This window comes from Amycolatopsis sp. 505 (genome assembly GCF_031625235.1).
GTDB lineage: Bacteria > Actinomycetota > Actinomycetes > Mycobacteriales > Pseudonocardiaceae > Amycolatopsis.
Window position 1 is genome coordinate 202199 of record NZ_JACKQP010000013.1, and the last position, 24158, is coordinate 226356.

General features: G+C 70.3%; 17 protein-coding genes. 4 read left to right on the plus strand and 13 right to left on the minus strand.

Going from position 1 to position 24158, the window contains the following annotated elements:
• Positions 1–13: 13 nt before the first annotated feature.
• Positions 14–835, minus strand: coding sequence for an MIP/aquaporin family protein (locus H5965_RS39795; RefSeq protein ID WP_310976230.1), 822 nt, complete (start codon positions 833–835; stop codon positions 14–16).
• Positions 836–989: 154 nt separating this feature from the next.
• Between H5965_RS39795 and H5965_RS39800 the strand changes: the two genes are divergently transcribed.
• From H5965_RS39800 to H5965_RS39810, 3 genes are all read left to right on the plus strand, one after another.
• Positions 990–1742 carry an IclR family transcriptional regulator gene (locus H5965_RS39800; protein WP_310976231.1) on the plus strand — a complete coding sequence of 251 codons (753 nt, stop codon included), beginning with the start codon at positions 990–992 and terminating at the stop codon, positions 1740–1742.
• Positions 1743–1905: 163 nt separating this feature from the next.
• Positions 1906–3855: a glycerol kinase GlpK gene (glpK, locus tag H5965_RS39805; protein WP_310976232.1), complete on the plus strand. Its 1950-nt coding sequence runs from the start codon at positions 1906–1908 to the stop codon at positions 3853–3855.
• 136 nt (positions 3856–3991) lie between these two features.
• The gene (locus H5965_RS39810) at positions 3992–5215 is read left to right on the plus strand and encodes a cytochrome P450 (protein ID WP_310976233.1); all 1224 of its coding nucleotides are present in this window, start codon (positions 3992–3994) and stop codon (positions 5213–5215) included.
• A 15-nt stretch (positions 5216–5230) separates the two neighbouring features.
• Here H5965_RS39810 and H5965_RS39815 read toward each other — a convergent pair whose 3' ends face one another.
• Entirely contained in the window at positions 5231–6064 is an 834-nt protein-coding gene (locus H5965_RS39815) for a substrate-binding domain-containing protein (RefSeq protein ID WP_310976234.1), read from the minus strand.
• 239 nt (positions 6065–6303) lie between these two features.
• Here H5965_RS39815 and H5965_RS39820 point away from each other — a divergent pair, with 239 nt between their 5' ends.
• Positions 6304–7749 (plus strand): DUF1996 domain-containing protein, encoded by a 1446-nt coding sequence (locus H5965_RS39820; RefSeq protein WP_310976235.1) that lies wholly within the window; start codon positions 6304–6306, stop codon positions 7747–7749.
• A gap of 164 nt (positions 7750–7913) precedes the next feature.
• On the opposite strand, the gene mmsB is transcribed toward H5965_RS39820, so the two are convergent.
• From mmsB to H5965_RS39875, 11 genes are all read right to left on the minus strand, one after another.
• Positions 7914–9134 carry a multiple monosaccharide ABC transporter permease gene (gene mmsB, locus H5965_RS39825; protein ID WP_310976236.1) on the minus strand — a complete coding sequence of 407 codons (1221 nt, stop codon included), beginning with the start codon at positions 9132–9134 and terminating at the stop codon, positions 7914–7916.
• Complete coding sequence (gene mmsA, locus H5965_RS39830) at positions 9131–10651, minus strand: multiple monosaccharide ABC transporter ATP-binding protein (protein WP_310976237.1); 1521 nt, start codon at positions 10649–10651, stop codon at positions 9131–9133. The genes mmsB and mmsA overlap by 4 nt, the downstream gene beginning before the upstream one ends.
• Positions 10648–11751, minus strand: coding sequence for a multiple monosaccharide ABC transporter substrate-binding protein (gene chvE / locus H5965_RS39835; RefSeq protein ID WP_310976238.1), 1104 nt, complete (start codon positions 11749–11751; stop codon positions 10648–10650). The genes mmsA and chvE overlap by 4 nt, the downstream gene beginning before the upstream one ends.
• A gap of 32 nt (positions 11752–11783) precedes the next feature.
• Positions 11784–13292, minus strand: coding sequence for an L-arabinose isomerase (gene araA / locus H5965_RS39840; RefSeq protein ID WP_310976239.1), 1509 nt, complete (start codon positions 13290–13292; stop codon positions 11784–11786).
• A 16-nt stretch (positions 13293–13308) separates the two neighbouring features.
• Complete coding sequence (locus H5965_RS39845; protein WP_310976240.1) at positions 13309–13986, minus strand: L-ribulose-5-phosphate 4-epimerase; 678 nt, start codon at positions 13984–13986, stop codon at positions 13309–13311.
• Complete coding sequence (araB, locus tag H5965_RS39850; protein ID WP_310976241.1) at positions 13986–15614, minus strand: ribulokinase; 1629 nt, start codon at positions 15612–15614, stop codon at positions 13986–13988. Before araB ends, H5965_RS39845 begins: the two co-directional genes overlap by 1 nt.
• Before the next feature lie 70 nt (positions 15615–15684).
• The gene (locus H5965_RS39855; RefSeq protein WP_310976242.1) at positions 15685–19506 is read right to left on the minus strand and encodes a LamG-like jellyroll fold domain-containing protein; all 3822 of its coding nucleotides are present in this window, start codon (positions 19504–19506) and stop codon (positions 15685–15687) included.
• Positions 19507–19522: 16 nt separating this feature from the next.
• Positions 19523–20506 (minus strand): galactofuranose ABC transporter, permease protein YjfF, encoded by a 984-nt coding sequence (yjfF, locus tag H5965_RS39860; RefSeq protein ID WP_310976243.1) that lies wholly within the window; start codon positions 20504–20506, stop codon positions 19523–19525.
• Entirely contained in the window at positions 20503–21540 is a 1038-nt protein-coding gene (locus tag H5965_RS39865) for an ABC transporter permease (RefSeq protein WP_310976303.1), read from the minus strand. The genes yjfF and H5965_RS39865 overlap by 4 nt, the downstream gene beginning before the upstream one ends.
• A gap of 5 nt (positions 21541–21545) precedes the next feature.
• Positions 21546–23048 (minus strand): sugar ABC transporter ATP-binding protein, encoded by a 1503-nt coding sequence (locus H5965_RS39870; protein WP_310976304.1) that lies wholly within the window; start codon positions 23046–23048, stop codon positions 21546–21548.
• A 52-nt stretch (positions 23049–23100) separates the two neighbouring features.
• Positions 23101–24084, minus strand: coding sequence for an ABC transporter substrate-binding protein (locus H5965_RS39875; protein WP_310976244.1), 984 nt, complete (start codon positions 24082–24084; stop codon positions 23101–23103).
• Positions 24085–24158: the final 74 nt, after the last annotated feature.

Sequence of the window (24158 nt, forward strand, 5' to 3'; positions counted from 1 at the left end):
GTCGTGCTCCTACTCAGTTGGCGGGCTCGAGGTCCTTGGCGGGCATGGCGTCCAGCGGGTCGCCGGCCGGGAGGTGGCGCTCGATCAGGTACTTGTAGATCGCGCCGCCGATGATCGCGCCGAGCACCGGCGCCACGATCGGGATCCACCAGTACGGGAAGCCGTATTGGTCCGTGAACGCCGTGTCGTAGCCGGTCAGCCAGGAGGCCAGGCGCGGGCCGAAGTCGCGGGCGGGGTTGATCGCGTAGCCGGCGTTGGTGCCCCAGGCCATGCCGATGGCGACGACGAGGAAGCCGACCACGACCGGGGCGAGGTTCGCGCCGGGCGAGGTGTTGCGCAGGTCGGTGATCGCGAAGATCACCAGGACGAGGATCGCGGTGCCGATGATCTGGTCGCGGAAGGCGGCCCAGTCACCGACGGGCAGCGTGCCGTTGCCGGGCAGGGTGGAGAACACGCCCTGGGTCTTGATGGTCAGGCCGGGGTCCTTCGCGTTGAGGACCTCGGTGTAGTTCCAGCGCACCAGCATCGCAGCCAGGAACGCGCCGGCGGTCTGGGCCAGCGCGTAGGGGGCGACCTTGCGCCACTCGAAGCCCTTGAACACCGCGAGGGCGACGGTCACGGCCGGGTTCAGGTGGGCGCCGCTGATCCGCGAAGCGACGTAGACACCCAGGGTGACGCCGAGGCCCCAGGCCCAGGCGATGCTGTCGTGGTCCCCGATGCCCGCGGCGACGACCTGCGCCACCACGCCACACCCGAACAGGATGAGGATCATCGTCCCCACGAACTCGGCGGCCATCTCGCCGGCGAGCCCGCGGGCCTTGAGGCTTCGCACCATTGCTTTCCTCCACAAAGGACCTTGTCCCCCTATTGGTGGATGAAAGTTAAGTTCGCGTGTCAGGCCGGTCAACGGACGCCGGTCGGCATTGTCGAACGGCCGAAGTGGATGTTCGACATTGTCGAATCGGGGCCGGTCGGGTTAGGGTCGCGCCGTGCCCGGTCCGATCCAGTCCATCGAGCGCGCCGCCGCGATCCTGCGGTTGCTGGCGCGCGGCTCGGGCCGTCTGGGCGTCGGCGAGATCGCCGAGTCCCTCGAGCTGGCGAAGGGCACCGCGCACGGCATCCTGCGCACGCTGCAGGGCGTCGGCTTCGTCGAGCAGGACCGCGACACGGGCAAGTACCAGCTCGGCGCGGCCCTGCTGCACCTGGGCACGAGCTACCTTGACGTCAACGAGCTGCGGTCCCGGGCGATCAACTGGGCCGACGCACTGGCCGCCCGCAGCGGCGAGGCCGTCCGGATCGGGGCACCGCTGGAGGGCCGGGTGCTGGTCGTGCACCACGTGTTCCGCCCGGACGACAGCTTGCAGACCCTCGACGTCGGCACCTTGCTGCCGCTGCACGCGACCGCGCTGGGCAAGGTGCTGCTGGCCTACGACACGACGCTGAAGGCGGTCCCGGAGCCGTACACGCGCCGCACGCTGGTCACCCAAACGGCGATCAAGCGGGCGTGTGCGAAGGTACGGGAGGCGGGCTGGGCGGCGGAGAACGGCGAGATGATCTCGGGTGAGGCCGGGATCGCGGCCCCGATCCGCGGCCACGGCGGCATCGTGGTCGGCGCGATCGGGGTGTCGGGTGCGGTGGAGCGGATCTGCGAGCCCGACGGCGCCCCGAGCCCGAGGCTGCTGACGCAGGTCCGCGACGCGGCCCGGGCGGTCTCGCGGGACCTGGGCGCGTCCCGGTGGTGAAGGAGGTGCTCGTGCCCCCGTCTCGCCGCTCCCCGGCCATCCGGCCGGGCGCCGCACCGGTGTCGCGAATGACTCACTCGGGACGTCGGAGGTCTCGAATGAGTCATTCGCGACCTCCGAACCGGCCGGCGCGCGGGCGCGTCCCGGTGGCGAAGGGAGGACCATGGTCCAGCGGTACGTGATGTCCATCGACCAGGGCACCACCTCCACCCGGTGCATCCTGTTCGACGCGCGCGGCCGGCTCGTCTCCGTCGTGCAGCGGGAGCACCAGCAGCACTTCCCGCGGCCCGGGTGGGTCGAGCACGACGCCACCGAGATCTGGCGGAACCTCTCGCGGATCGTCCCGCAGGCCCTCGCCGACGCCGGCGCGACCGCCGAGCAGGTCGTCGGGCTCGGGATCGCCAACCAGCGCGAGACCACCGTCCTGTGGGACCGGCGCACCGGCAACCCGGTCGGGCGGGCGATCGTCTGGCAGGACACCCGGACCGACGCCATGCTCGAACAGCTCGCCCGCGAACCCGGCGCCGACCGGGTGCGGCAGCTGTGCGGCCTCCCCCTCGCCACGTACTTCTCCGCTCCCCGCATCCGCTGGCTGCTCGAACGCACCCCCGGCCTGCGCGAGCGCGCCGAACGCGGGGACGTCCTCTTCGGCACCATCGAGAGCTGGCTGATCTGGAACCTCACCGGCGGCGCCGAGGGCGGCGTGCACGTCACCGACGTCACCAACGCCTCGCGGACCATGCTGATGAACCTGCGCACCCTCAACTGGGACGACGAGCTCCTCGAGTTCTTCGACGTCCCGCGCGCGATGCTGCCGGAGATCCGTTCGTCGACCGAGGTCTACGGCACGACGTCCCGCGTGGTCCCCGGCATCCGCATCGCCGCCGCACTGGGTGACCAGCAGGCGGCGCTGTTCGGCCAGACGTGCTTCGCGCCGGGCGAGGCGAAGTGCACCTACGGCACCGGCAGCTTCCTGCTGCTCAACACCGGCCCGACCCCGGTCCTGTCCACCCACGGCATGCTCACCACGGTCGGCTTCAAGATCGGCGACGAGCCCGCGGTGTACGCGCTCGAAGGGTCGATCGCCGTCACCGGGTCGCTGGTGCAGTGGTTCCGCGACGGCCTGGAGCTGATCGGCAGCGCGCCCGAGATCGAGACCCTCGCCCGGACGGTCGACGACAACGGCGGCTGCTACATCGTGCCCGCGTTCTCCGGCCTGTTCGCGCCGCACTGGCACAGCGAGGCACGCGGCGTCATCGCCGGGCTGACGTCGTACATCACCAAGGGCCACCTCGCGCGGGCGGTGCTGGAGGCGACCGGCTGGCAGACCCGCGAGGTCGTCGACGCGATGAACGCCGACTCCGGGCTGGCGCTCTCGACGTTGAAGGTCGACGGCGGGATGACCGCGGACAACCTGCTGATGCAGTTCATCGCCGACGTGCTCGACGTGCCGGTGGTGCGCCCGATGGTGGCGGAGACGGTGTCGCTCGGCGCGGCCTATGCGGCGGGGTTGTCCGTCGGGTACTGGCCGGACCTGGAGGGGCTGCGGCGCAACTGGCACCGGGCGGGCCAGTGGCTGCCGGCGATGGACCCGGCCCGCCGCGACTCCGAATACGCGCACTGGCGCCAGGCGGTGGAGCTGACGTTCGGCTGGATGCGCCCGGCCCCGGCCGCGGCGGCACCGGGTTCGGACCTGGTCGAGGTGCTGCTGGCCGACCACCGCCGGTTCGAGCAGCTGCTGCGCGACCTGCGCAACACCGAAGCCGACCGGTCGGCCCTGGTGGCGGAGCTGTCGGCCCTCCTGGTCGCGCACGCGACGGCGACCGAGCGGATCGTCCGCCCGGGCGAGCCGGGCTCTCCCTTCGCCGACGACCTCCTGGCCGTCCTGGACGGCGACGACTTCGAGAAGGCGTTGCTGCGGCTGGAGAACGTCGTCGACGCGCACGTCCGCGGCGAGGAACGCGGGCTGCTGAACGACCTGCGCCGCAGTATGTCCACTTCGGACCGGACGGGGCTGGGCCGCGCGTTCGTCGCGGAACGCCGCCGCCAGCAGGACCTCGACTGCGGCCGGGCGGACCACGTCCGCGGGCTCGGTGACCGCCTGAAGCTGTAGTGCCACACCGGCGGTCCGCCGAATGGTGGCCGGTCGGCGACCTGGCTCCGTCGGCGACCCGGCTGCCGGACATTGCCCGGCCGGGGCATCGGGAGAAGACTGCGGGGACCGCTTTCCGCCACCGGAGGGAGCACTCGTGTCCGCAGCCGCCGACCAAGCCCTGCTGTCCCTGTCCAGCCCGGCCGGGCTCGCCGATCCGTACCCCGTCTACGCGAAGCTCCGCGAAGAGACGCCGGTCTTCCGCAGCGAGGTCTTCGGCGGCTGGGTGCTCAGCCGGTTCGCCGACTGCCAGCAGGTGCTCGCCGACGGCGAGACCTTCCGCGTCCTCGACGCCGGGTGGCGCGACCGGCACACGCCGGGCTGGCGGGACAACCCGGCGATGGCGTTGCTGGCCGATCTGCTGCCGTGGAAGAACCCGCCGGACCACACCCGCGAACGCCGGCTGCTGGTCCGCGACTTCACCGTCCGGCGCGTCCAGGCGCTGGAGCCTTCCGTCCGCCGGGCCACCGACCGGGTGCTCGACCGCTTCGCCGACGCCACCGCCGGCGGGGCCGCGGCGGAGTTCGTCGGCACCGTCCTCTACCCGCTGGGGATGGCGGTGATCGGCGATCTGGTCGGCGTGCCCGAAACCGACCACGACCGGCTGCGCCGCGTCACCGACCTGATCGGCAAGCAGGTCGACCCCGCGATGTCGCCGGAGCTGCGCGCCGCGGTCGACGCGGCCGCCGTCGAATACCACGCCTATTTCACGGAACTGATCGCACGGCGGCGGGCGGAGCCGCGCGACGATCTGACGTCCGCGCTGCTGGCCAGGCCCGCCGCCGGCGAGGAGCTGATGTCCGGCGAAGAGGTGCTCAACTCGCTGCTCGTGTTGTTCGGCGGCGGCTACGAGACGACCGCGGGCGCGCTCGGCAACGGGATTCACGCGCTGCTGACCCATCCGGACCAGTTCGCCCTGCTCACCGGCGATCCGGGACTGGCGGCCGGCGCGGCCGAGGAGATCCTGCGGTGGGACGGGGCCGCCCAGGTGACCCAGCGCGCGGCCGCCCGGCCGGCGGTGCTCGACGGCCGCGAGGTTCCCGAGGGCGATGTGATCGTGCTGCTCTCGGGGTCGGCGAACCGGGACCCCGCGCGGTTCGCCGACCCGGACCGCTTCGACATCACCCGGGACGGCGGCCGTGGGCTGTTCTTCGGGCACGGCCTGCACCTCTGCCTCGGCGCGGCCTTGGCGCGGCTCGAAATGACCGTGCTGCTCGAACAGCTGGGAAAGCGGTTTCCGACGCTGCGGATCGGCGGCGAAGTGACGCGCCGTCCCAACCCGGCGCTGCGCGGGATGGCGTCCCTGCCACTGACCCGGTGACTTCCGGGCCGGAACCTACGCGCCCTTGAGGCAGCGGCTGCTCTCGCGCACCACCAGCTCGGCCTCGACCGTTCCCCAGGCCGGAAGCGCGACTCCGTCGAGGCGGGCCGCCATCGTGGCCAGGGTGCGGCGGCCCGCCGCCAGGTAGTCCTGGCGGACCGTGGTCAGCGGGGGTGCGAAGTACGCCGCCTCGGGGACGTCGTCGAAGCCGACCACGTGGGCGTCTCGCGGAACTTGCATGCCCGCCTCCGCGAAGGCCGCCAGGAGCCCCAGTGCCATGTGGTCGTTCGCCGAAAACACCGCGCCCACACCCGATTCGACCGCCAGGGACTGGCCCGCGCGGAAGCCCGAGCGGGCCGACCAGTCGCCGCGGACCACGGGCGGGACCTCGGCTCCGTGACGTTCCAGCGTCTCGCGCCAGCCGCGTTCACGGGCGCGGGCCACCGGGCCCTCCTCCGGGCCGCCGAGGTGCCAGACCGTCGGGTGGCCGAGTTCGAGGAGGTGCTCGGTCGCCTGGCGCGCGCCCGCGTACTGGTCGGTCGACGCCGCCGGGACCAACGGGATGCCGGCGACCGGGGCCAGCTCGGCCAGCAGGTGCCCGTCGAGCACCACGATCCCGGCGACTCCCTGCAGCTGGAGGCCGGCCACCGCCGCCAGCACCGCCGCGCTGCTCCGGCTCGACACGCTGAAGACGCTGAGCACGTACTCCTGCTCGCGGGCGGCCTCGCGGAGGCCGTGCAGCACCGGCCCCGAGGCCGACGAGCCGGTGGCGATCACCCCGAGCGTGCCCCGGCGCCGAAGGGGCCGCGCGCGGAGCGGACCGTCAGGACCTGCGTCGTCCACGGGCATGAGGTGATGTTAGCGATCACAAGATCATACGTGAACTTTGTTCACCTTCCATAAATAACGAAAAGGTAACGGGCTGAACCGGTCCCCGGCGGCGGCCGTTCCCCCCAATGCCGGAACCAGTGACACCGGGCGGGTTCCCCCGATACCCGCGCCCGATGCTCACTCCCCGGGTTCCGCGCGTCTCCAGACCGGGTACGCAGGCGTGTTTCGGCGTGCCCGGACAACCGAACGAGGTGAACATGGCCCGGAATAACTCCCGCACCCCCGCCACGGGCAGACATCGCATCACCCGCCGCACGAAGATCGCGACCGGCGGCCTGGCTCTCGCGCTGGCCGTCGGCGGCATCGTCGTCGCGACCACCGCCGGCCGCACCGGTGAGGCCAGCGCCGACGAGGCCGACCCGTCGTTCTTCATCGACATCGCGAAGGTCCCCTCGGGCATCAACGTGAACAAGGCGCTGCAGCAGAAGGGCGCGCGCGGCACGTTCACGGTGGACTGCGGCCGCAACGAGAACCAGCACTTCAACCCGGACAACTTCATCGCCCAGCCGGGGATCAAGAACGGTGCCCAGCACCTGCACGACTACGTCGGCAACCTCTCCACCAACGCCGACTCGAACAACAAGAGCCTCTCGAAGGCCGGCACGACCTGCAAGAACGGCGACAAGTCCGCCTACTTCTGGCCCGTGGTCCGCATCGACACCGGGGACGCCGAGAAGAACCCACCCGCCACGCAGCCCGACCGGGCCGGCAGCGCCAAGGACAAGGCGAGCGCGCAGGTCGACTGCCCGGACGTCGCGAGCAAGCTGCCGGACGTCCCGGACCAGGCCATGGACGAGGTGAACCGCAACCTCGACCTGCTCGACAAGCAGATCGACGAGGCGAACAAGCGGATCGCGAACGGCGACCTCAAGACCCCGCAGGACATCCAGAACGCCGTCGTCGGGCCGCTCAAGGACAAGCGCGCGGCCACCATCGACCGGATCGCCATCGCGATCGGCCGCCGGGCCGCGAAGCCGGCCAACCTCGGCGGGCTCGCGCAGTGCGTGCTCAAGCAGAACGGCAAGGGCGGCCTCGACAACGGCGGCCAGAACTCGGGCGGCCAGGCGGGCGAGCTGCCGGGCGTCAACGACAAGAACGAGGTCGGCGACAACGACGGCGAGATCCAGCGCGTCCAGTCGGCGACGATCACGTTCACCAGCGGCGGCGCGAAGAAGGTCGTCGCGATGCCGCAGTTCCTCCGCATCCTGTACGGCGACGCCAAGCAGAGCACCAACGGCCCGGCCAACGCCCGGCCGAGCTGGACCTGCACCGGCTTCGAGGACCGGCTCACCGACCACTACCCGATCTGCCCGCAGAACAGCAAGGTCGAGCGGATCCACGCCTTCCCGAACTGCTGGGACGGCAAGAACATCGACAGCGCCAACCACCGCACGCACATCGTGTTCGCCGACCAGCAGGGCAAGTGCCCCCAGGGTTTCCAGAACGTGCCCCAGCTGGTGATCAAGCTGGTCTACAACATCCCGCACGACATCCAGGTCAAGGGCCAGTACAAAGTGGACGCCTTCGCGCAGGAGAAGCACAACCCCCGCTCGGACCACGACGACTTCGCCAACGTCATGGGCCAGCGCCTGATGAACCAGGTCGTCAACTGCATCAACACCGGCAAGCGCTGCAACCAGTGAGCCGGCGAGGGCCGCGCCGGAACCCGGCGCGGCCCTCGTGTCGACCCTTCAATCACGCGTGTCGACCCTTCAATCACGTGTGCCGTCCCTTCAGTCACGCGGCTCGCGTGACTGGGGAGCCGACACGCGTGATTGGGAGGTCGACACGGCGGAGGGGCCCCGGCTCAGGAAGCCGCGCGGCGCTTCGTCCAGATGTCGTAGGCCACCGCCGCCAGCAGGACGACGCCCTTGACCAGCATCACGCGCTCGCTCGGGGCGCCGATCAGGGACATGCCGTTGTTGATCACCGCCATGATCAGGCCGCCGGTGATCGCGCCGACCACCTTGCCGACGCCGCCCTGGACCGCCGCGCCACCGATGAAGGCCGCCGCGATCGCGTCCAGCTCGAAGTTGACGCCCGCCGTCGGGCCCGCCTGGTTGAGCCGGCCCGCGAAGATGATCCCCGCCAGGGCCGCCAAGACGCCCATGTTGACGAAGATCCAGAACGTCACCTGCTTGACCTTGACGCCCGACAGGGTCGCCGCCTGCAGGTTCCCGCCCACGGCGTAGATGTGCCGGCCGAACACCGACTTGCCGGCCACCAGCGAGTAGCCGAGCACCAGCGCCGCCAGCAGGATCAGCACCCACGGCAGGTTCTTGAACCGGGCCAGCTGCACGACCAGCGCGAGCACCAGCACCGCGATCCCGGCCAGCTTGAGCACGAACACCGGGAAGGGATCGACGTCCTGGCCGTAGCCCAGCCGGCCCATCCGCTTGCGCCACTGGGTGAACACGATCCCGGCGACCGCGGCCACCCCCGCGAGCAGCGACACCAGGTCGGCGCCACCGAGCGGGCCGAGGCCGATGTTGCCGAGGTAGCCGTCGGTGAAGCCGTTCGACAGCGTGCGGATCGCGTCCGGGAACGGGCCGATGCCCTGGTTGCCCAGCACCGTCAGGGTCAGGGCCCGGAACGCCAGCATGCCGGCGAGCGTCACGATGAACGCCGGGATGCCGAAGTAGGCGACCCAATAGCCCTGCCACGCGCCGATCGCCGCGCCGACGACGAGGGTGATCAGCACGGCCCAGAACCACGGCACGTGCGAATTCACCATCAGCACCGCCGACACCGCGCCGGTCATCGCGACCACCGACCCGGCGGACAGGTCGATGTGCCCGGAGATGATCACCAGGATCATCCCGATCGCGAGGATCAGCACGTAGCTGTTCTGCACGATGATGTTGGAGATGTTCTGCGGTTCCAGCAGCGCGCCACCGGTGAGCACCTCGAACAGCACCACGATCAGCGCGAACGCGACGTAGATGCCGCTCTGGCGCGGGTTGATCGAGATCCTCCGCTTGGAGCGCTCAACCGGGGGCACGGCGGGCCGCGCTTCGGTCGTGGTCATTCCCGTTCCTTAGTCATGTACTGCATCAGCAGTTCCTGGGTGGCTTCCTCGCGCTTGGCCTCGCCGGTGATCCGCCCCGCCGACAGCGCGTAGATCCGGTCGCACAGCCCGAGCAGCTCCGGCAGCTCGGAGGAGATGACCAGGACGGCCTTCCCCTGGGCGGCCAGCTCGTTGATGATCGTGTAGATCTCGAACTTCGCGCCCACGTCGATGCCGCGGGTCGGTTCGTCAAGGATCAGCACGTCCGGATCGGTGAAGATCCACTTGGCCAGAACGACCTTCTGCTGGTTGCCGCCGGAGAGCTTCCCGGTCACGCTCTGCACGCTCGGTGCCTTGATCCGCAGATCGCGCCGGTACCGGTTGGCGGTGTCGTGCTCGGCGTGCTCGTTGACCCAGCCGCGCTTGGCCAGCTTGCCCAGCCCGGCCGCGGACACGTTGCGCTGGATGTCCTCGATCAGGTTGAGCCCGTAGCGCTTCCGGTCCTCGGTGGCGTAGGCGATGCCGTGGCGGACGGCTTCCTGCACCGACCGGACCTCGATCTCCTCGCCGCGCTTGTAGATGCGGCCGGAGATGTCCTTGCCCCACGACCGGCCGAACACGCTCATCGCGAGTTCGGTGCGGCCGGCGCCCATCAGCCCGGCCAGGCCGACGATCTCCCCGCGCCGCAGCGAAAGCGACGCGTGGTCGACGACGACCCGCCCGGCCTGGGTCGGGCTGTGTACGGTCCAGTCCTCGATCCGCAGCACCTCTTCCCCGATCTCCGGCTCCCGCGGCGGGAACCGGTGCTCGAGGTCGCGCCCGACCATCCCGGTGATGATGCGCTCTTCCGTCAGCCCAGCCGCTTCCAGGGTCTCGATCGTCTTGCCGTCACGCAGGATCGTGACGGTGTCGGCGATCGCCGTCACCTCGCCGAGCTTGTGCGAGATGATCACGCACGTGACGCCCTCGTCCCGCAGCCCGCGCAGCAGCTCGAGCAGGTGGGCCGAATCGTCGTCGTTGAGCGCCGCGGTGGGCTCGTCGAGGATCAGCAGCTTGACCTCTTTGGACAGCGCCTTCGCGATCTCGACGAGCTGCTGCTTGCCGACCCCGAGTTCCTGCACCGCCCGCGTGGCGTTTTCGGCGAGGCCGACGCGCTTGAGCAGCGCGTCGGCCTCGTGGTTGGTGCGGTTCCAGTCGATCCAGCCCCGCTTCTGCTGTTCGTTGCCGAGGAAGATGTTCTCCGCGATCGACAACTGGCCGCACAGCGCGAGTTCCTGGTGGATGATCACGATCCCGCGCCGTTCGCTGTCGCGCACCGACCCGAACTCGCACCGCTGCCCGTCGAAGGTGATCTCGCCGTCGTACGTCCCGTGGGGGTAGACGCCCGAGAGCACCTTCATCAGGGTGGACTTCCCGGCGCCGTTCTCCCCGCAGATCGCGTGGATCTCCCCGCGGCGCACGGAAAGGGTGACGTCCGACAGCGCCTTGACCCCGGGGAAGGTCTTGGTGATCCCGCGCATGCCGAGCAGTTCGGTCATTTCAGCTGACCTGCCGTGTAGTAGCCCGAGTCGACGAGTTCCTTCTGGTAGTTCGTCTTGTCCACGGTGACCGGCTGCAGCAGGTAGGACGGGACGACCTTCTTGCCGTTGTCGTAGTCCTTGGTGTTGTTGACCTCGGGCTTCTGGCCCTTCAGCACGGCGTCGGCCATCTTGACGGTGGTGTCGGCGAGCTTGCGGGTGTCCTTGAAGACCGTCGAGTACTGCTCACCGGCGATGATGGACTTGACCGAGGCGACCTCGGCGTCCTGCCCGGTGACGATCGGGTACGGCTGGCCGGCGGTGCCGTAGCCGTTGCTCTTCAGCGCCGACAGGATGCCGATCGACAGGCCGTCGTACGGCGAGAGCACGCCCTGGACCTTCGCGCCACCGGTGTAGGTCTTGGTGAGCAGGTCCTCCATGCGGCGCTGCGCGGTGGCCGGGTCCCAGCGGAGGATGGCCGCGCGGGCGAAGTCGGTCTGGCCGCTCTTGACGACCAGCTTGCCGCTGTCCATCAGGGGCTTGAGGACCGACATCGCGCCGTTGAAGAAGAAGGTCGCGTTGTTGTCGTCCGGGGAACCGGCGAACAGCTCGATGTTGAACGGACCGGCACCGTCACCCAGGCCCTTGACCAGCGAGTTCGCCTGCTCGACGCCGACCTTGAAGTTGTCGAAGGTGGCGTAGTAGTCGACGTTCGGCGAGTTGCGGATCAGCCGGTCGTAGGCGATGACCGGGATCTTCTTGTCGGCCGCTTCCTGCAGCTGGGTGGTGATGGCGGTGCCGTCGATCGAGGCGATGACCAGGAGCTTGGCGCCCTTGGTGATCTGGTTCTCGATCTGGTTCACCTGGGTCGGGATGTCGTTCTCGGCGTACTGCAGGTCGACCTTGTAGCCGAGCTTCTCCAGGGCGGCCTTGATGTTGTCGCCGTCGTGGATCCACCGCTCCGACGACTTCGTCGGCATCGTGACGCCGACCAGGCTGCCCTCGGCGCTGGCGCCGGGAGCGGCCGTCTGGTCCGCGGTCTTCTGGCTCGAGCCGCACGCCGACAGCGTGAGCGCGAGCCCCGCGGCGGCGAGCGCCGCGATTCCTCTGGTGAACTTCATCGTTCCTTCTTCCTTTCTCAGAAGCTCGGTGTTCAGAAACCCTGGGCGAGCCGGTGGTAGGCCTGGTTCCAGCGGATCCGGTCGGCGAAGTCGTGCGGCGTCGTGTCGTGATCGATGACGAGCAGTTCTACTCCCAGCAGATTCGCGAAGTCGCGCAGGGTCTCGGTACCCACGGCCTGGGTGAGCACCGTGTGGTGCGGACCGCCCGCGGTGATCCACGACTCCGCGGACGTCGCCAGCGACGGCGCCGGCTCCCAGACCGCCCGGGCGACCGGCAGGTTCGGCAGCGGCTCGTCCGGCGTGACGACCTCGATCTCGTTGGCCACCAGCCGGAAGCGGTCGCCGAGGTCGACCAGGCCGAGCACGACACCGGGGCCGGGCGCGGCGTCGAACACGAGCCGGACCGGGTCCTCCCGGTTGCCGATGCCCAGCGCGTGGATCTCGCAGGACGGCTTCGCCGCGGCGATGCTCGGGCAGACTTCGAGCATGTGCGCGCCGAGGATCTTCGGCTTGCCCGGTCCGAAGTGGTAGGTGTAGTCCTCCATGAACGACGTGCCGCGATCGCGGCCGACGCTCATCGCCTTGACCGCGGCGAGCAGCGCCGAGGTCTTCCAGTCGCCCTCGCCGCCGAAGCCGTAGCCGTCGGCCATCAGCCGCTGGACCGCGAGGCCGGGCAGCTGCCGCAGCCCGCCGAGGTCCTCGAAGTTCGTCGTGAACGCGCCGAAGCCGCCGTCGGTGAGGAACTTCCGCATCCCGGCTTCGATCTTCGCCGCGTACCGCAGCGACTCGTGCCGCGCTCCCCCGGCCGCCAGGTCCGCGACAACGTTGTAATCCTCGGCGTACTGCCGCACCAGCGAGTCCACTGTGTCCCTTTCGGACACCTGGTCGACCAGTTCCACCAGGTCGTTGACGCCGTAGGTGTTGACCGAGACGCCGAACCGCAGCTCGGCCTCGACCTTGTCGCCTTCGGTGACCGCGACGTCGCGCATGTTGTCGCCGAACCGGGCGAGCCGCAGGTTCCGCAGGTGGTCGGCGCCGATCGCGGCCCGCGCCCACGCGTCGATCCGCGCGACGACGGCCGGGTCGGACACGTGCCCGGCGACGGTCTTGCGCGGCACGCCGAGGCGGGTCTGGATGAACCCGAACTCCCGGTCGCCGTGCGCGGCCTGGTTGAGGTTCATGAAGTCCATGTCGATGGTGGACCACGGCAGGGATTCGTTGAGCTGCGTGTGCAGGTGCAGCAGCGGCTTGCGCAGCGCGTCCAGGCCGGTGATCCACATCTTCGCGGGCGAGAAGGTGTGCATCCAGGCGATCACGCCGACGCAGGCGGCGTCGGCATTGGCCTCCTGCAGCACGCGGCGGATCGAGGAAGCCTCGGTCAGCACCGGCTTGCCGACGATCTCGGCCGGGAGCGCGCCGGAGGCGGTGAGCAGCTGCTGGATGCGCAGCGACTGGCCGGCGACCTGCTCGAGGGTCTCCTCGCCGTAGAGGGCCTGGCTCCCGGTGAGGAACCAGAGCTGGGGTTTCGATGCCGAAGTCATCGTTCTCCTTGGGAAGTCAGTGCTGGCCGTAGACGTTCTGGTACCGGGCGTAGAGCCGGTCGACGTCTTCGGGCGGGAGGGGTTCGGGCGTGCCGAGTTCGAAGGCCTTGTGGACGGTGCGGGCGACGTCCTCGACCATCACCGCGGCCTTGACCGCGTCGCGCGCGGTGCGGCCGACGGTGAACGGGCCGTGGTTGCGCATCAGCACCGCGGGCGAGCGGCTCGAGCGAAGCGTTTCGACGATGCCGCGGCCGATGGAGTCGTCACCGATCAGGGCGAACGGTCCCACCGGGATCTCCCCGCCGAACTCGTCGGCGATCATCGTCAGCACGCACGGGATCGGTTCGCCGCGGGCCGCCCACGCCGTGGCGTAGGTCGAGTGCGTGTGCACCACCCCGCCGATCTCCGGCATGTGCCGGTAGACGTAGGCGTGCGCGGCCGTGTCGGACGACGGCGCGAGGTCCCCTTCCACGAGTTCGCCGTGCAGGTCGGTGACGACCATGGTGTCCGCGGACAGGGTGTCGTAGGACACCCCCGAGGGCTTGATGACCAGCAGGTCCCGCCCCGGGACCCGGGCCGAGACGTTGCCCGCGGTCCAGATGACCAGCTCGTTGCGGGTCAGCTCGCCGTGCAGCTCCGCCACCGTCTCCTTCAGCTCGGCGACGGTGTCGAGCACTTCACCGGTCAGCGACATCAGGACTGTCCTTTCGCGACGGCGCGCTTGCGGGCGGCCAGCCGGTGCATGACATCGTTGCCGCCGCGGCCGAAGTAGTCGTGCAGCTCGGTGTATTCGGTGTACAGCTCGTCGTAGGCGGTGACGTGCGCGGGCACCGGCCGGTACACCGCGCGCTCGACCGAGCCCATCGCCGCGGCGGCCGCCCGGATGTCCGCGTGGGCCCCGGCGGCCACGGCCGCGTGGATTGCCGACCCGAGCGCGGGCCCCTGCGCCGAGCCGATCACCGACAGCGGGAGGTTGGTGACGTCGGCGTAGATCTGCATGAGCAGCGCGTTCTTCGCCAGCCCGCCCGCGATGATCAGCTCGGTGACCGGGACACCGGCGGCGTTGAACGTCTCGATGATCTTCCGGGTGCCGAAGGCGGTGGCCTCCAGCAGCGCGCGGTAGACGTCCTGGGCGCGGGTGGCGAGCGTCTGCCCGACGATCACGCCGGAGAGCTCGTGGTCGACCAGCACCGACCGGTTGCCGCTGTGCCAGTCCAGCGCGATCAGGCCGTGCTCGCCGATCTCCTGCTGGGCGGCAAGGCGGGTGAGCTCCTCGTGCGAGGCGCCGGCGAAGTGCTCGACGAACCAGCCGAAGATGTCGCCGACCCCGCTCTGGCCGGCTTCGTACCCCCACAGCCCGGGCACGATGCCGCCTTCGACGACCCCGCACATGCCGGGGACCTCGTGCAGCTCGGCGCCGTTCATCACGTGGCAGGTCGAGGTGCCCATGATCGCCACCATCTGCCCGGGCTCGACGGCCTGGGCGGCGGGAGCGGTGACGTGCGCGTCGACGTTCCCGACGGCGACCGCGATGCCCTCGGGCAGCCCGGTCCAGGCCGCGGCCTCCGCGGTCAGCGAACCCGCGCGGGAGCCCAGCTGGCCCAGCGGGTGCTCCAGCTTGTCGGTCACGAAGTCCTCGAAGCCGGGGGCGAGCTCGCGGAGGAAGTCGCGGCTCGGGTACTGGCCGTCCTGCAGGATCCCCTTGTAGCCGGCGGTGCAGGCGTTGCGGACGTAGCCGCCGGTGAGCTGCCAGACGATCCAGTCGGCCGCCTCCACCCAGTGCCGCATCGCGGCGTAGACGTCGGGCGCCTCTTCGAACAGCTCGAGGCCCTTGGCGAACTCCCACTCCGAGGAGATCAGGCCGCCGTAGCGCGGGAGCCACTTCTCGCCGCGGGTGCGGGCCAGCTCGTTGATCCGCACGGCCTGCGGCTGCGCCGAGTGGTGCTTCCAGAGCTTCACGTACGCGTGCGGGTTGCCTTCGAACTCGGGCAGCTCGCACAGCGGCGTGCCGTCCGCCGTCGTCGGCACCATCGTGCACGCGGTGAAGTCGGTGGCGATCCCGACGACGTCCGCCGCGTCGACGCCGGCGTCCCGCAGCGCCGCCGGTACGGCGTTGCGGAGCACTCCTACGTAGTCCGCCGGGACCTGCAGCGCCCATTCCGGCGGCAGCGCGCGGCCCGTGGCGGGCAGCGTCTCGTCGAGCACCCCGTGCGGGTACTCGAAGACGCCGGAGCCGAGTTCGGCCCCGTCGGCCACGCGCACGACCACCGCGCGGCCGGACAGGGTGCCGAAGTCGACGCCGACGGTGAGTGGTTCTCCCACGGTGTCTTCCCTCCTGGTTGGTGACCGGGACGCGGCGCGGGCGGCGGTGAACGCGCCGCGTCCCGGGGTCTTAGCGGCCGGTGAGGACCAGCGTCGTCACCGAGTTGGCCGGCAGCGTCAGTTTCGACGTCGCGGCCAGGCCGGTGATTTCCCTGGTCTGCGGCACGATGGCGGCGGGCGCGGCGAGGCTGTTGCGCCCCGCCGGGTCGCCGGTGAGCGTGGTGAGGGTGCCGGTGCCGTCGACGGCGGTGACGCCGGTGAGCGACAGCCGGGCGGTCTGCACCTGCGGAGTCGGGTTGACGAGTTTGACCGTGAAGGTCTTCCTTCCGCTCTTCGTGGTCACGTTGACCACCTGGCGCAGGGGGCTGCCCTGGTTGAGGCGGCTGGTGACGATCTGCTTGCCCAAGGTGCTGGAGAACATCTGCTGCACCCAGTACGACGGCGAGGCGTAGCTCGTCCCGGCGTCGAACCCGATCAGGTTGACCGGCCAGTTGGACTGGTTCTCCTGCACCAGCACCGGCGCGTACATCGACCCGATGACGACGTCGCTGTTGCGTTCGAGCCCGGTCAGGAACGCGGCCTCGCCGATGGCGGCGGCCAGGGTGCCGGTGGGCCGGCCGTCCTGGGCGCCGTACTCGCCGACCAGGATGTCCGGGCCGCTGCGGTCGGCGGTGTCGTAGCGGGTCGAGTTGTCGGTGAACCACTGCGGCGACTGGTAGTAGTGGTCGTCCGCGGCGTCCGGCCGCATGCCCGGCGTGGTCGACGCGGCTCCGCCCTGCAGGCCGCCGGTGGTGGCGATGACGGTCAGCTGCGGGTACTTCGCCTTGATCGCGTTGTTCATGTCCGTGAAGCGCCAGGCGTAGCTGCCCGAGGTGTCGAACCAGTCCTCGTTGCCGACCTCGACGTAGTGCAGGTCGAACGGCGCCGGGTGCCCGTCGGCGATCCGCTTGGCGCCCCACGTGGTCGAGCTGTCGCCGATGGCGTACTCGATCTCGTCGAGGGCTTCCTGGACGTAGGCCGGGTAATCGGCCTGGCTGACGTGCTGGCCGTTGAGGGTGTACCCGGCGAACAGGGCCAGCAGCGGCTGGGCGCCGATGTCCTCGGCCAGCTTGAGGTAGTCGAGGATGCCGAAGCCGTCGGTGGACCAGTAGCCCCACGCGGTGTTCTGGTGGCCGGGCCGCTCTTCGAGCTTGCCGGTGGTCTTCTTCCACTCGAAGCGGGTGTCGAGCGTGTTGCCCTCGAGGTAGTTGCCGCCCGGGACGCGGAACAGGCCGAGCTTCAGCGCCGCGAGCTTCTGGCCGAGGTCGGCGCGGACGCCGTTGGGCCGGTTCTTGAAGGTCGGCGGGAACAGCGACACCTGCTGGAACCAGGCGTCCCCGCTCAGCGCCTTCTTCCCCTTGTTGACCAGGGAGACGACGATCCGGTTGTCGGTGGAGGCGGTGATCGTCGACGGCGTGGTGAAGCTGAACGTCTGCTGCGTCCACGCGGCCCCGGCCGGCTGGACGTCCTTGCTCGCCAGGACCGTGCCGTCCGGCTTCTCCAGGCTGACCCGGACGCCACCGGTCCAGGTGCCCTTGGCGAAAAAGCTGCCGGTGTACTTGGTGGACGGCTTGGCGGCGACACCGTAGAAGCCGACGTTGGCGGCGGCCACCCGGCCCGCGGCGGGGACGGCCTCGGCGTGCAGCTTCAGCGAGCGGTCGAGCGCGGTGTTCAGCGGGTTCGCGGTGTCGACCGAGTACGTCCCGGTGGCGCCCGCCGAGGTGAGCAGAGACCAGTACGGCACCGGCGTGTTGCCCGCGCCGCTGCCGGGCTGGTAGCCCTCCCTGAAGGTGCGGTTGCGGACGAGCTCGGCGTAGAGGCCGCCTTCGACCGAGTGGCTGATGTCCTCGAGGATCGAGCCGTAGGTGGTGGGCCGGGTGTTGGCGCGGACGACGTTGGCGTCGACGGCCAGCTGGTTGGCCCCGGCCAGGGTGCCGATCTGGGCCGCGGTCAGCGGGAAGCGGCGCAGCTCGACCTCGTCGACGGCGCCGGTGAAGCCGGCGCCGACGGTGAACGGGGCCGCCGCGGTGCCCGAGGCCGGGCAGGCGGAGACGTCGAGGGTCGTGCCGGTGGGCGTCCCACAGGCGCTGGTGACCGCGGAGGCGTCCCCGTCGGCGTAGACGGTGAGCCGCTGCGAAGCGCGGTCCAGGACCAAAGCGGCGTGGTGCCAGTTGCCGTCGGCGAGGCCGCCGCCGTTCGTGGTCACCTGGATGGCGCCGATCCGGGCGGTGAGCTTGCCGCCGGTGACACCGAGCGCGTAGCCGTCGCCGTGGTCGACCAGGGTGCCGCCCGCGGTGGTGCGGAACCACGCGGCCAGGGACAGCGAGCCGGTGCCGGTGTCGAACGCGGGCGAGGTTCCCATGTCCACAGTGGACTTGCCGTCGAGCTGGACGGCCTTGCCGGCCGCCCCGGCGGTCCAGGTGGCGCCGTGCAGCGTGCCGTCGGCCGCGTTCGCCGAAGCGTCGCGGGCGAGGGTGCCGCTGCCTTCGTCGAAGTGCCACGAGCCGCTCGCGGCCAGCGCGGCGACGGCGGAGGCGGTCAGCGGCGTCGGGTACGCGCGGACGTCGTCGATGCCGCCGGCGAACCAGTCGGCGGCGGCGCCCGCCCACTTGCCGCGGCCGATCTCCAAGTGCCCGGAAGCGGTCCACGGCGTCGTGAACGGGACGCTCTGCTGGAAGGTTCCGTTGACGTACAGGGAAAGCGTGCCGGCCGCCCGGTTGTAGACGCCCACCACGTGCTGCCACTGGTCGGCTTGCGCGGGCAACGTGGACACCGCTGAGGATGAAGCGGTGTCACCGTCGCCCGCGCGGCGGGTGAAGGCGAACCGGCCGTCGGCGGCGCGCTGCAGGTAGAAGCCGCTGATCGACGAACCGTCGACGCTCACGGCCGTCCGGAAGCCGCCGGCCGCGGTGGGCTTGACCCAGGCCGACACCGAGAAGCTCTGCGCGGTGTCCACGACGGGCCCGGGGACGTCGACCGCGGCGTCGGTGCCGTTCAGCGCGACGCCGTGCGGGCCGACGACGCCGTCACCCCACGCGGCACCGCCGGTCAGGGTGGCGGTGCGGGCGTCGAGGGAGTCGTCGGCGGTCGTGGTGCCGGTGCCCTCGTCGAGGCCCCAGTGCCCGGCGATGGCCAGCCGAGCCGCGTCGGCCGCGGTCAGCGCGCCCGAGTAGGCGCGGACGTCGTCGATCGTGCCGTCCACGAAGTCCACCGGGTTGCCGCCGTACTTGCCGCGGCCGATCACCAGGTGCCCGGAGCCCGCCCACGCCGTGGGCGCGGCGACAGTGGTCTGGCGGGTGCCGTCGACGTAGAGGGACAGCGTCGACGCGCTCGCGTCGTACACGCCGGTCAGCTGGTACCACTGGCCCGCGACCGGGTCGAAGTTCGCGCCCGCGACGACACCGTCGGTCGGCGCGTCCCCGGCCAGCCGGGTGAAGGCGAACCGGCGGGAGTCGTCGCGGAACTGCAGGAAGAAATTGCTCACCTGGGTGCCGTCGACGCTCACGAACGTCTGGTAGCCGGACGTCTTGTCCAGCTTGACCCAGCTGCTCACCGAGAAACTCTTGGTGGTGTCGAGCACGGGTGCCCCCGCGTCCGCGAAGCCGGTGGACCCGTCGGTCGTCAGTGCGCCGCCGCGGATGCCCGGCCCCCAGCCCGCGCCACCGTTCAGGGTGGCCGGGTGGGTGCCCGCGGTGTCGGACGCGGTCGTCCCGCTGCCGTCGTCGAACGTCCACAGCCCCGCCAGGGCCGGGTCGGTTTCGGCCATGGCGGCCGGCGCCGCCGCGATGGGAACGGCGGCGCACAGCGCCAAAGCGGCGAGCACGGCCGTGGGCCGCCGCAGTCTGCGGAGCATGGGTCTCCCTTGAGGTTCAGCGGGTCCGTCGGGTGACGAGCCGCTGCAGGACGATGAAGACGAACAGCAGGGCCCCGGTGATGATCGAGGTCCACCAGGAGTTGAGGGTGCCGTCGAAGGTGATCAGGGTCTGGATGATGCCGAGCACCATGATCCCCAGCACGGTGCCCAGGACGTAGCCGGAACCGCCGGTGAGGATGGTGCCGCCGATGACGACCGCCGCGATCGCGGTCAGCTCCAGGCCGACGCCGTTGAGCGGGTCGCCGGAGGACTTGTAGAGCACCAGCAGCAGCCCGCCGAGGGCCGAGCAGACGCCGCTGATCGTGTACACCGCGATCTTGGTGCGGCCGGTCTTGAGGCCCATCAGCATCGCGGACTGCGCGTTGCCGCCGATCGAGTACACCGTGCGCCCGAACCGGGTGAACGCCAGGACGTACGCCGCCGCGGCGACGACCACCAGGGCGACCACCACGCTGATCGAGATGTGCAGCTCGCCGCCGAGCGGGATCTGCGTCTGGGCCAGGGTGGCGATCGTGGCGTTGTCGATCGAGTAGGCCTCGGTGGTGATCGTGTAGCAGAGGCCGCGGGCGAAGAACATCCCGATCAGCGTCGCGATGAACGGCTGGATCTCGAAGAAGTGGATCAGAGCGCCCATCCCGGCGCCGAGCACGGCGCCGACCACCAGCACCACGGCGATCGCCGCGTACGCCGGCCAGCCGTGCTTCTGCATCAGGTCGCCGGAGACGACGGTGGAGAGGGCGACCACCGACCCGACGGACAGGTCGATGCCGCCCGTGAGGATCACGAACGTCATGCCGACCGCGACCACGAGCAGGAAGGCGTTGTTGATGAACAGGTCGAGGACGACCTGCCCGGACCCGAAGGCCTCGTACTGGATCGCGCCGAACACGTACGCGGCGATCAGCAGCGCCAGCGTCGCGAGGATCGGCACGTGCCGCTGCTGCGGCCGGTAGCCCTTCACGCGGGCGAGCGTGGTCATGCCGTGACCTCCACCTTCTCGGGAGCGGGCGTGGTGGCCGGACGTCCCGGCGTGGCGGCCCGGCGGCGCCGGAGCTTCCGGCGGAAGGCCGGCGACTGCAGGAGGCACACCGCCAGCACGACGACGGCCTTGACGAGCATGATCGCCTCGGGCGGGATGCCGAGGGCGTAGACGGTGGTGGTGAGCGTCTGGATGAGCAGCGCGCCGATCACCGAGCCGCCGAGGGAGAACCGGCCGCCGGTCAGCTGGGTGCCGCCGACCACGACGGCGAGGATCGCGTCGAGCTCGATGAACAGCCCGGCGTGGTTGGCGTCGGCGCTGTGCACGTTGGCGCTGATCATCAGCCCGGCGATGCCCGCGCACAGGGCGCAGAAGACGTAGACGAGCCAGGTCAGGCGCGCCGAGCGCAGGCCCGCCAGCCGGCTGGCTTCGGGGTTGCCGCCGACCGCTTCGACCAGCAGGCCGAGCGCCGACCGGCGGACGAGCACCGACGCCAGCACGAACACCCCCAGCGCGATGAAGATCGCGCCGGGCAGGGTGAACAGGAATCCGCTGCCGATCCACTCGAAGGAGTGGGAGTTGACGGTGATGATCTGCCCGTCGGTGATCAGCTGCGCGATGCCGCGGCCGGCGACCATGAGGATCAGCGTGGCGATGATCGGCTGGATGCCCAGGGCCGCGACGAGCCAGCCGTTCCACACCCCGAGCACCAGGGACAGCCCCAGCGCCAGGCCGAACGCGATCAGCGTGGTGCCGACCCCGTCGGGGTTGTCGCTGACCCAGAGGCAGGCGAGCGCGCCGCTGATCGCCACGACCGCGCCGACCGAGAGGTCGATGCCGCGGGTCGCGATCACCAGCGTCATGCCGATCGCGATGAGGATCAGCGGGGCGCCGTTCTTGAGGATGTCGACGAGGTTCCCGTAGAGGTGCCCGTCGCGCAGCTCGATCTTGAAGAACGACGGGCTCGCGATCAGGTCGCCCACCAGCAGTACCAGCAGGGCCACCACGGGCCAGAAGAGCCGGTGTTTCGTCATGGCTTTCACGCCTGCACCCCCTCGGCCATCGTGGCCATGATGTCGTCCGCGGTGAGCCCCTGGTTGTCCCGGACCGCCACGACCTTCCGGTCGCGCAGCACCACGACCCGGTGGCTCAGCCGCAGGACCTCTTCCAGTTCGGCGGAGATGTACACGACGGCCATCCCGTCGCCGGAAAGCTGGGTGACCAGCTTCTGGATCTCCGTCTTGGCGCCGATGTCGATGCCGCGCGTGGGCTCGTCGAGGATCAGCAGCCGCGGTTCGGTGATGAGCCAGCGGGCCAGCAGCACCTTCTGCTGGTTGCCGCCGGAGAGGTTGCCCACCAGCGCTTCGGGGTTGGCGGGCCGGATGTCGAGCGCCTTGACGTACTTCTCGGCGATTTCGTCCTGGCGGCGGCGTGACAGCGGCCGCGCCCAGCCGCGGGAGGCCTGCAGCGCCAGGACGATGTTCTCGCGGACGGTCAGTTCCTCGACCAGGCCTTCGGCCTTGCGGTTCTCCGAGAGGAACGCGATCTTGTGGTCGAGCCCGGCCCGCGGCGTGCGCAGCGAGGTGGTGTCGCCGTCGACGGTCACCGTTCCGCTGTCGGAGTGGTCGGCGCCGAAGAGCAGCCGGGCGAGTTCGGTGCGGCCGGAGCCCAGCAGGCCGGCCAGGCCGACGACCTCGCCGGCGTGGATGTCGAGGCTGAACGGCGCGACGCCGCCCTTGCGGCCGAGGTCTTCGGCGGACACCAGCACGGGTGCGCCGGCGACCTCGGCCCGGGACGGGCCGGAGTCCTCCAGGTCCTCGAGGACCTGGAGCTCCTTGCCGATCATCCTGGTGACCAGTTCGACCGGCGTGATGTCCGCGGTGCGGTACTCGCCGATCAGTTTTCCGTTGCGCAGCACGGTCATCCGGTCGGCGATGGCGAAGACCTGGTCGATGAAGTGGGACACGAACAGGATCGCCATGCCGCTTTCGCGCAGGGACCGGACGACCTTCAGCAGCTGTTCGACCTCACCGGCGTCCAAACTGGACGTCGGTTCGTCGAGGACGAGCACCCGCGCATCGACGTCGAGCGCGCGGGCGATCGCGACCAGCTGCTGCACCGCGATGGAGCAGGTGGACAGCTCGGCCGAGACGTCCACGTGGACGTCCAGCCGGGCCAGCAGCTCCTCGGCCCGCGTCCGCATCGGGCCCCATTGGATGCGGCCGAAGCGGCGGGGTTCGCGGCCGAGGCAGACGTTCTCGGCCACGGACAGGTTCGGGCAGAGGTTGACTTCCTGGTAGACCGTGCTGATGCCGGCCTGCTGGGCCGAGCCCGGCCCGTTGAAGGCGACGGTGTCGCCGTCCAGTTCGATCGTGCCCGCGTCCACCCCGTACACCCCGGTCAGCACCTTGATGAGGGTGGACTTCCCGGCGCCGTTCTCGCCCATCAGGGCGTGGACTTCGCCGGGGTACATCCGGAAGTCGACCCCGTCGAGGGCGAGGACGCCGGGGAACTCCTTGCGGATACCGCTCATCCGCACCATGGGCTGCGGTTCAGGCATTTGGTGTGCTCCGGGGTGGACGCGGGGGCGAGGATCAGTACTGGCGCTGCGGCAGCGCGGCCTTGGCCGACGCCTGGTCGAACTCGGTTTCCTGGGTCTCGATGCGGGCGGGCACCTGCTCGCCGGCGGCGACCTTCTTGACCAGGTCCATCAGCTGCGGGCCGAGCAGCGGGTTGCACTCGACGATGTGGTTGATCTTGCCGTCGGCCAGCGCCTGCATGCCGTCCTTGACCGCGTCCACGGAGACGATCTTGATGTCCTTGCCCGGGACCTTGCCCGCGGCTTCGATGGCCTCGATGGCGCCGAGGGCCATGTCGTCGTTGTGGGCGTAGAGGACGTCGATCTTGGGCTGGGACTTCAGGAAGGCCTCCATGACCTCCTTGCCCTTGGCGCGGGTGAACTCACCGGTCTGCGAGGCGACGATCTTGTACTTCGGGTCGGCCGCGATGACGTCCGCGAAGCCCTTCTTGCGGTCGTTCGCCGGGGCCGAGCCGGTGGTGCCCTGCAGCTCGACGATGTTCACCTGGCCGGTGGCGCTGCCGAACTCCTTGGTCAGCCACTCCCCCGCCTTCTTGCCCTCGGCGACGAAGTCGGAGCCGAGGAAGGTCTTGTAGAGCGACTTGTCCGGCGAGTCGATCGCGCGGTCGGTGAGGATGACCGGGATGTTGGCGGTCTTGGCTTCCTTCAGGACGGTGTCCCAGCCGGACTCGACGACCGGCGAGAAGGCGATGACCTTGACCTTCTGCTGGATGTACGAGCGGATCGCGGAGATCTGGTTCTCCTGCTTCTGCTGCGCGTCGGAGAACTTCAGCTCGATCCCGGCGGTCTTGGCGGACTCCTGGATCGACTTCGTGTTCGCCGTCCGCCAGCCGCTCTCGGCGCCCACCTGGGCGAAGCCGAGCGTGACGGCCCCGCCGGACGAACCGCCGGACGAACCGCCACTCCCGCAGGCGGTGAGCAGCACGAGTCCGGCCGCCGCGGCCGCCGCGGCGGCCCATCGCTTCTTCAGCACGTTCACTCCTCGATCGACGATGATCAGTGGGAAAACCTGGGTGGGGACTACTCGGGTGGAGATCTCTGGTGCGTGTTAGC

Bases quoted from the DNA above. Each gene is read 5' to 3' on its own strand.
- H5965_RS39820 (WP_310976235.1), top strand. From the start codon at position 6,304: ATGGCCCGGAATAACTCCCGCACCCCCGCCACGGGCAGACATCGCATC.
- glpK (WP_310976232.1), top strand. From the start codon at position 1,906: ATGGTCCAGCGGTACGTGATGTCCATCGACCAGGGCACCACCTCCACC.
- H5965_RS39865 (WP_310976303.1), bottom strand. From the start codon at position 21,540: ATGACGAAACACCGGCTCTTCTGGCCCGTGGTGGCCCTGCTGGTACTG.
- chvE (WP_310976238.1), bottom strand. From the start codon at position 11,751: ATGAAGTTCACCAGAGGAATCGCGGCGCTCGCCGCCGCGGGGCTCGCG.
- H5965_RS39845 (WP_310976240.1), bottom strand. From the start codon at position 13,986: ATGTCGCTGACCGGTGAAGTGCTCGACACCGTCGCCGAGCTGAAGGAG.
- araA (WP_310976239.1), bottom strand. From the start codon at position 13,292: ATGACTTCGGCATCGAAACCCCAGCTCTGGTTCCTCACCGGGAGCCAG.
- yjfF (WP_310976243.1), bottom strand. From the start codon at position 20,506: ATGACCACGCTCGCCCGCGTGAAGGGCTACCGGCCGCAGCAGCGGCAC.
- H5965_RS39870 (WP_310976304.1), bottom strand. From the start codon at position 23,048: ATGGTGCGGATGAGCGGTATCCGCAAGGAGTTCCCCGGCGTCCTCGCC.
- H5965_RS39815 (WP_310976234.1), bottom strand. From the start codon at position 6,064: ATGCCCGTGGACGACGCAGGTCCTGACGGTCCGCTCCGCGCGCGGCCC.
- mmsA (WP_310976237.1), bottom strand. From the start codon at position 10,651: ATGACCGAACTGCTCGGCATGCGCGGGATCACCAAGACCTTCCCCGGG.
- H5965_RS39855 (WP_310976242.1), bottom strand. From the start codon at position 19,506: ATGCTCCGCAGACTGCGGCGGCCCACGGCCGTGCTCGCCGCTTTGGCG.
- H5965_RS39795 (WP_310976230.1), bottom strand. From the start codon at position 835: ATGGTGCGAAGCCTCAAGGCCCGCGGGCTCGCCGGCGAGATGGCCGCC.
- mmsB (WP_310976236.1), bottom strand. From the start codon at position 9,134: ATGACCACGACCGAAGCGCGGCCCGCCGTGCCCCCGGTTGAGCGCTCC.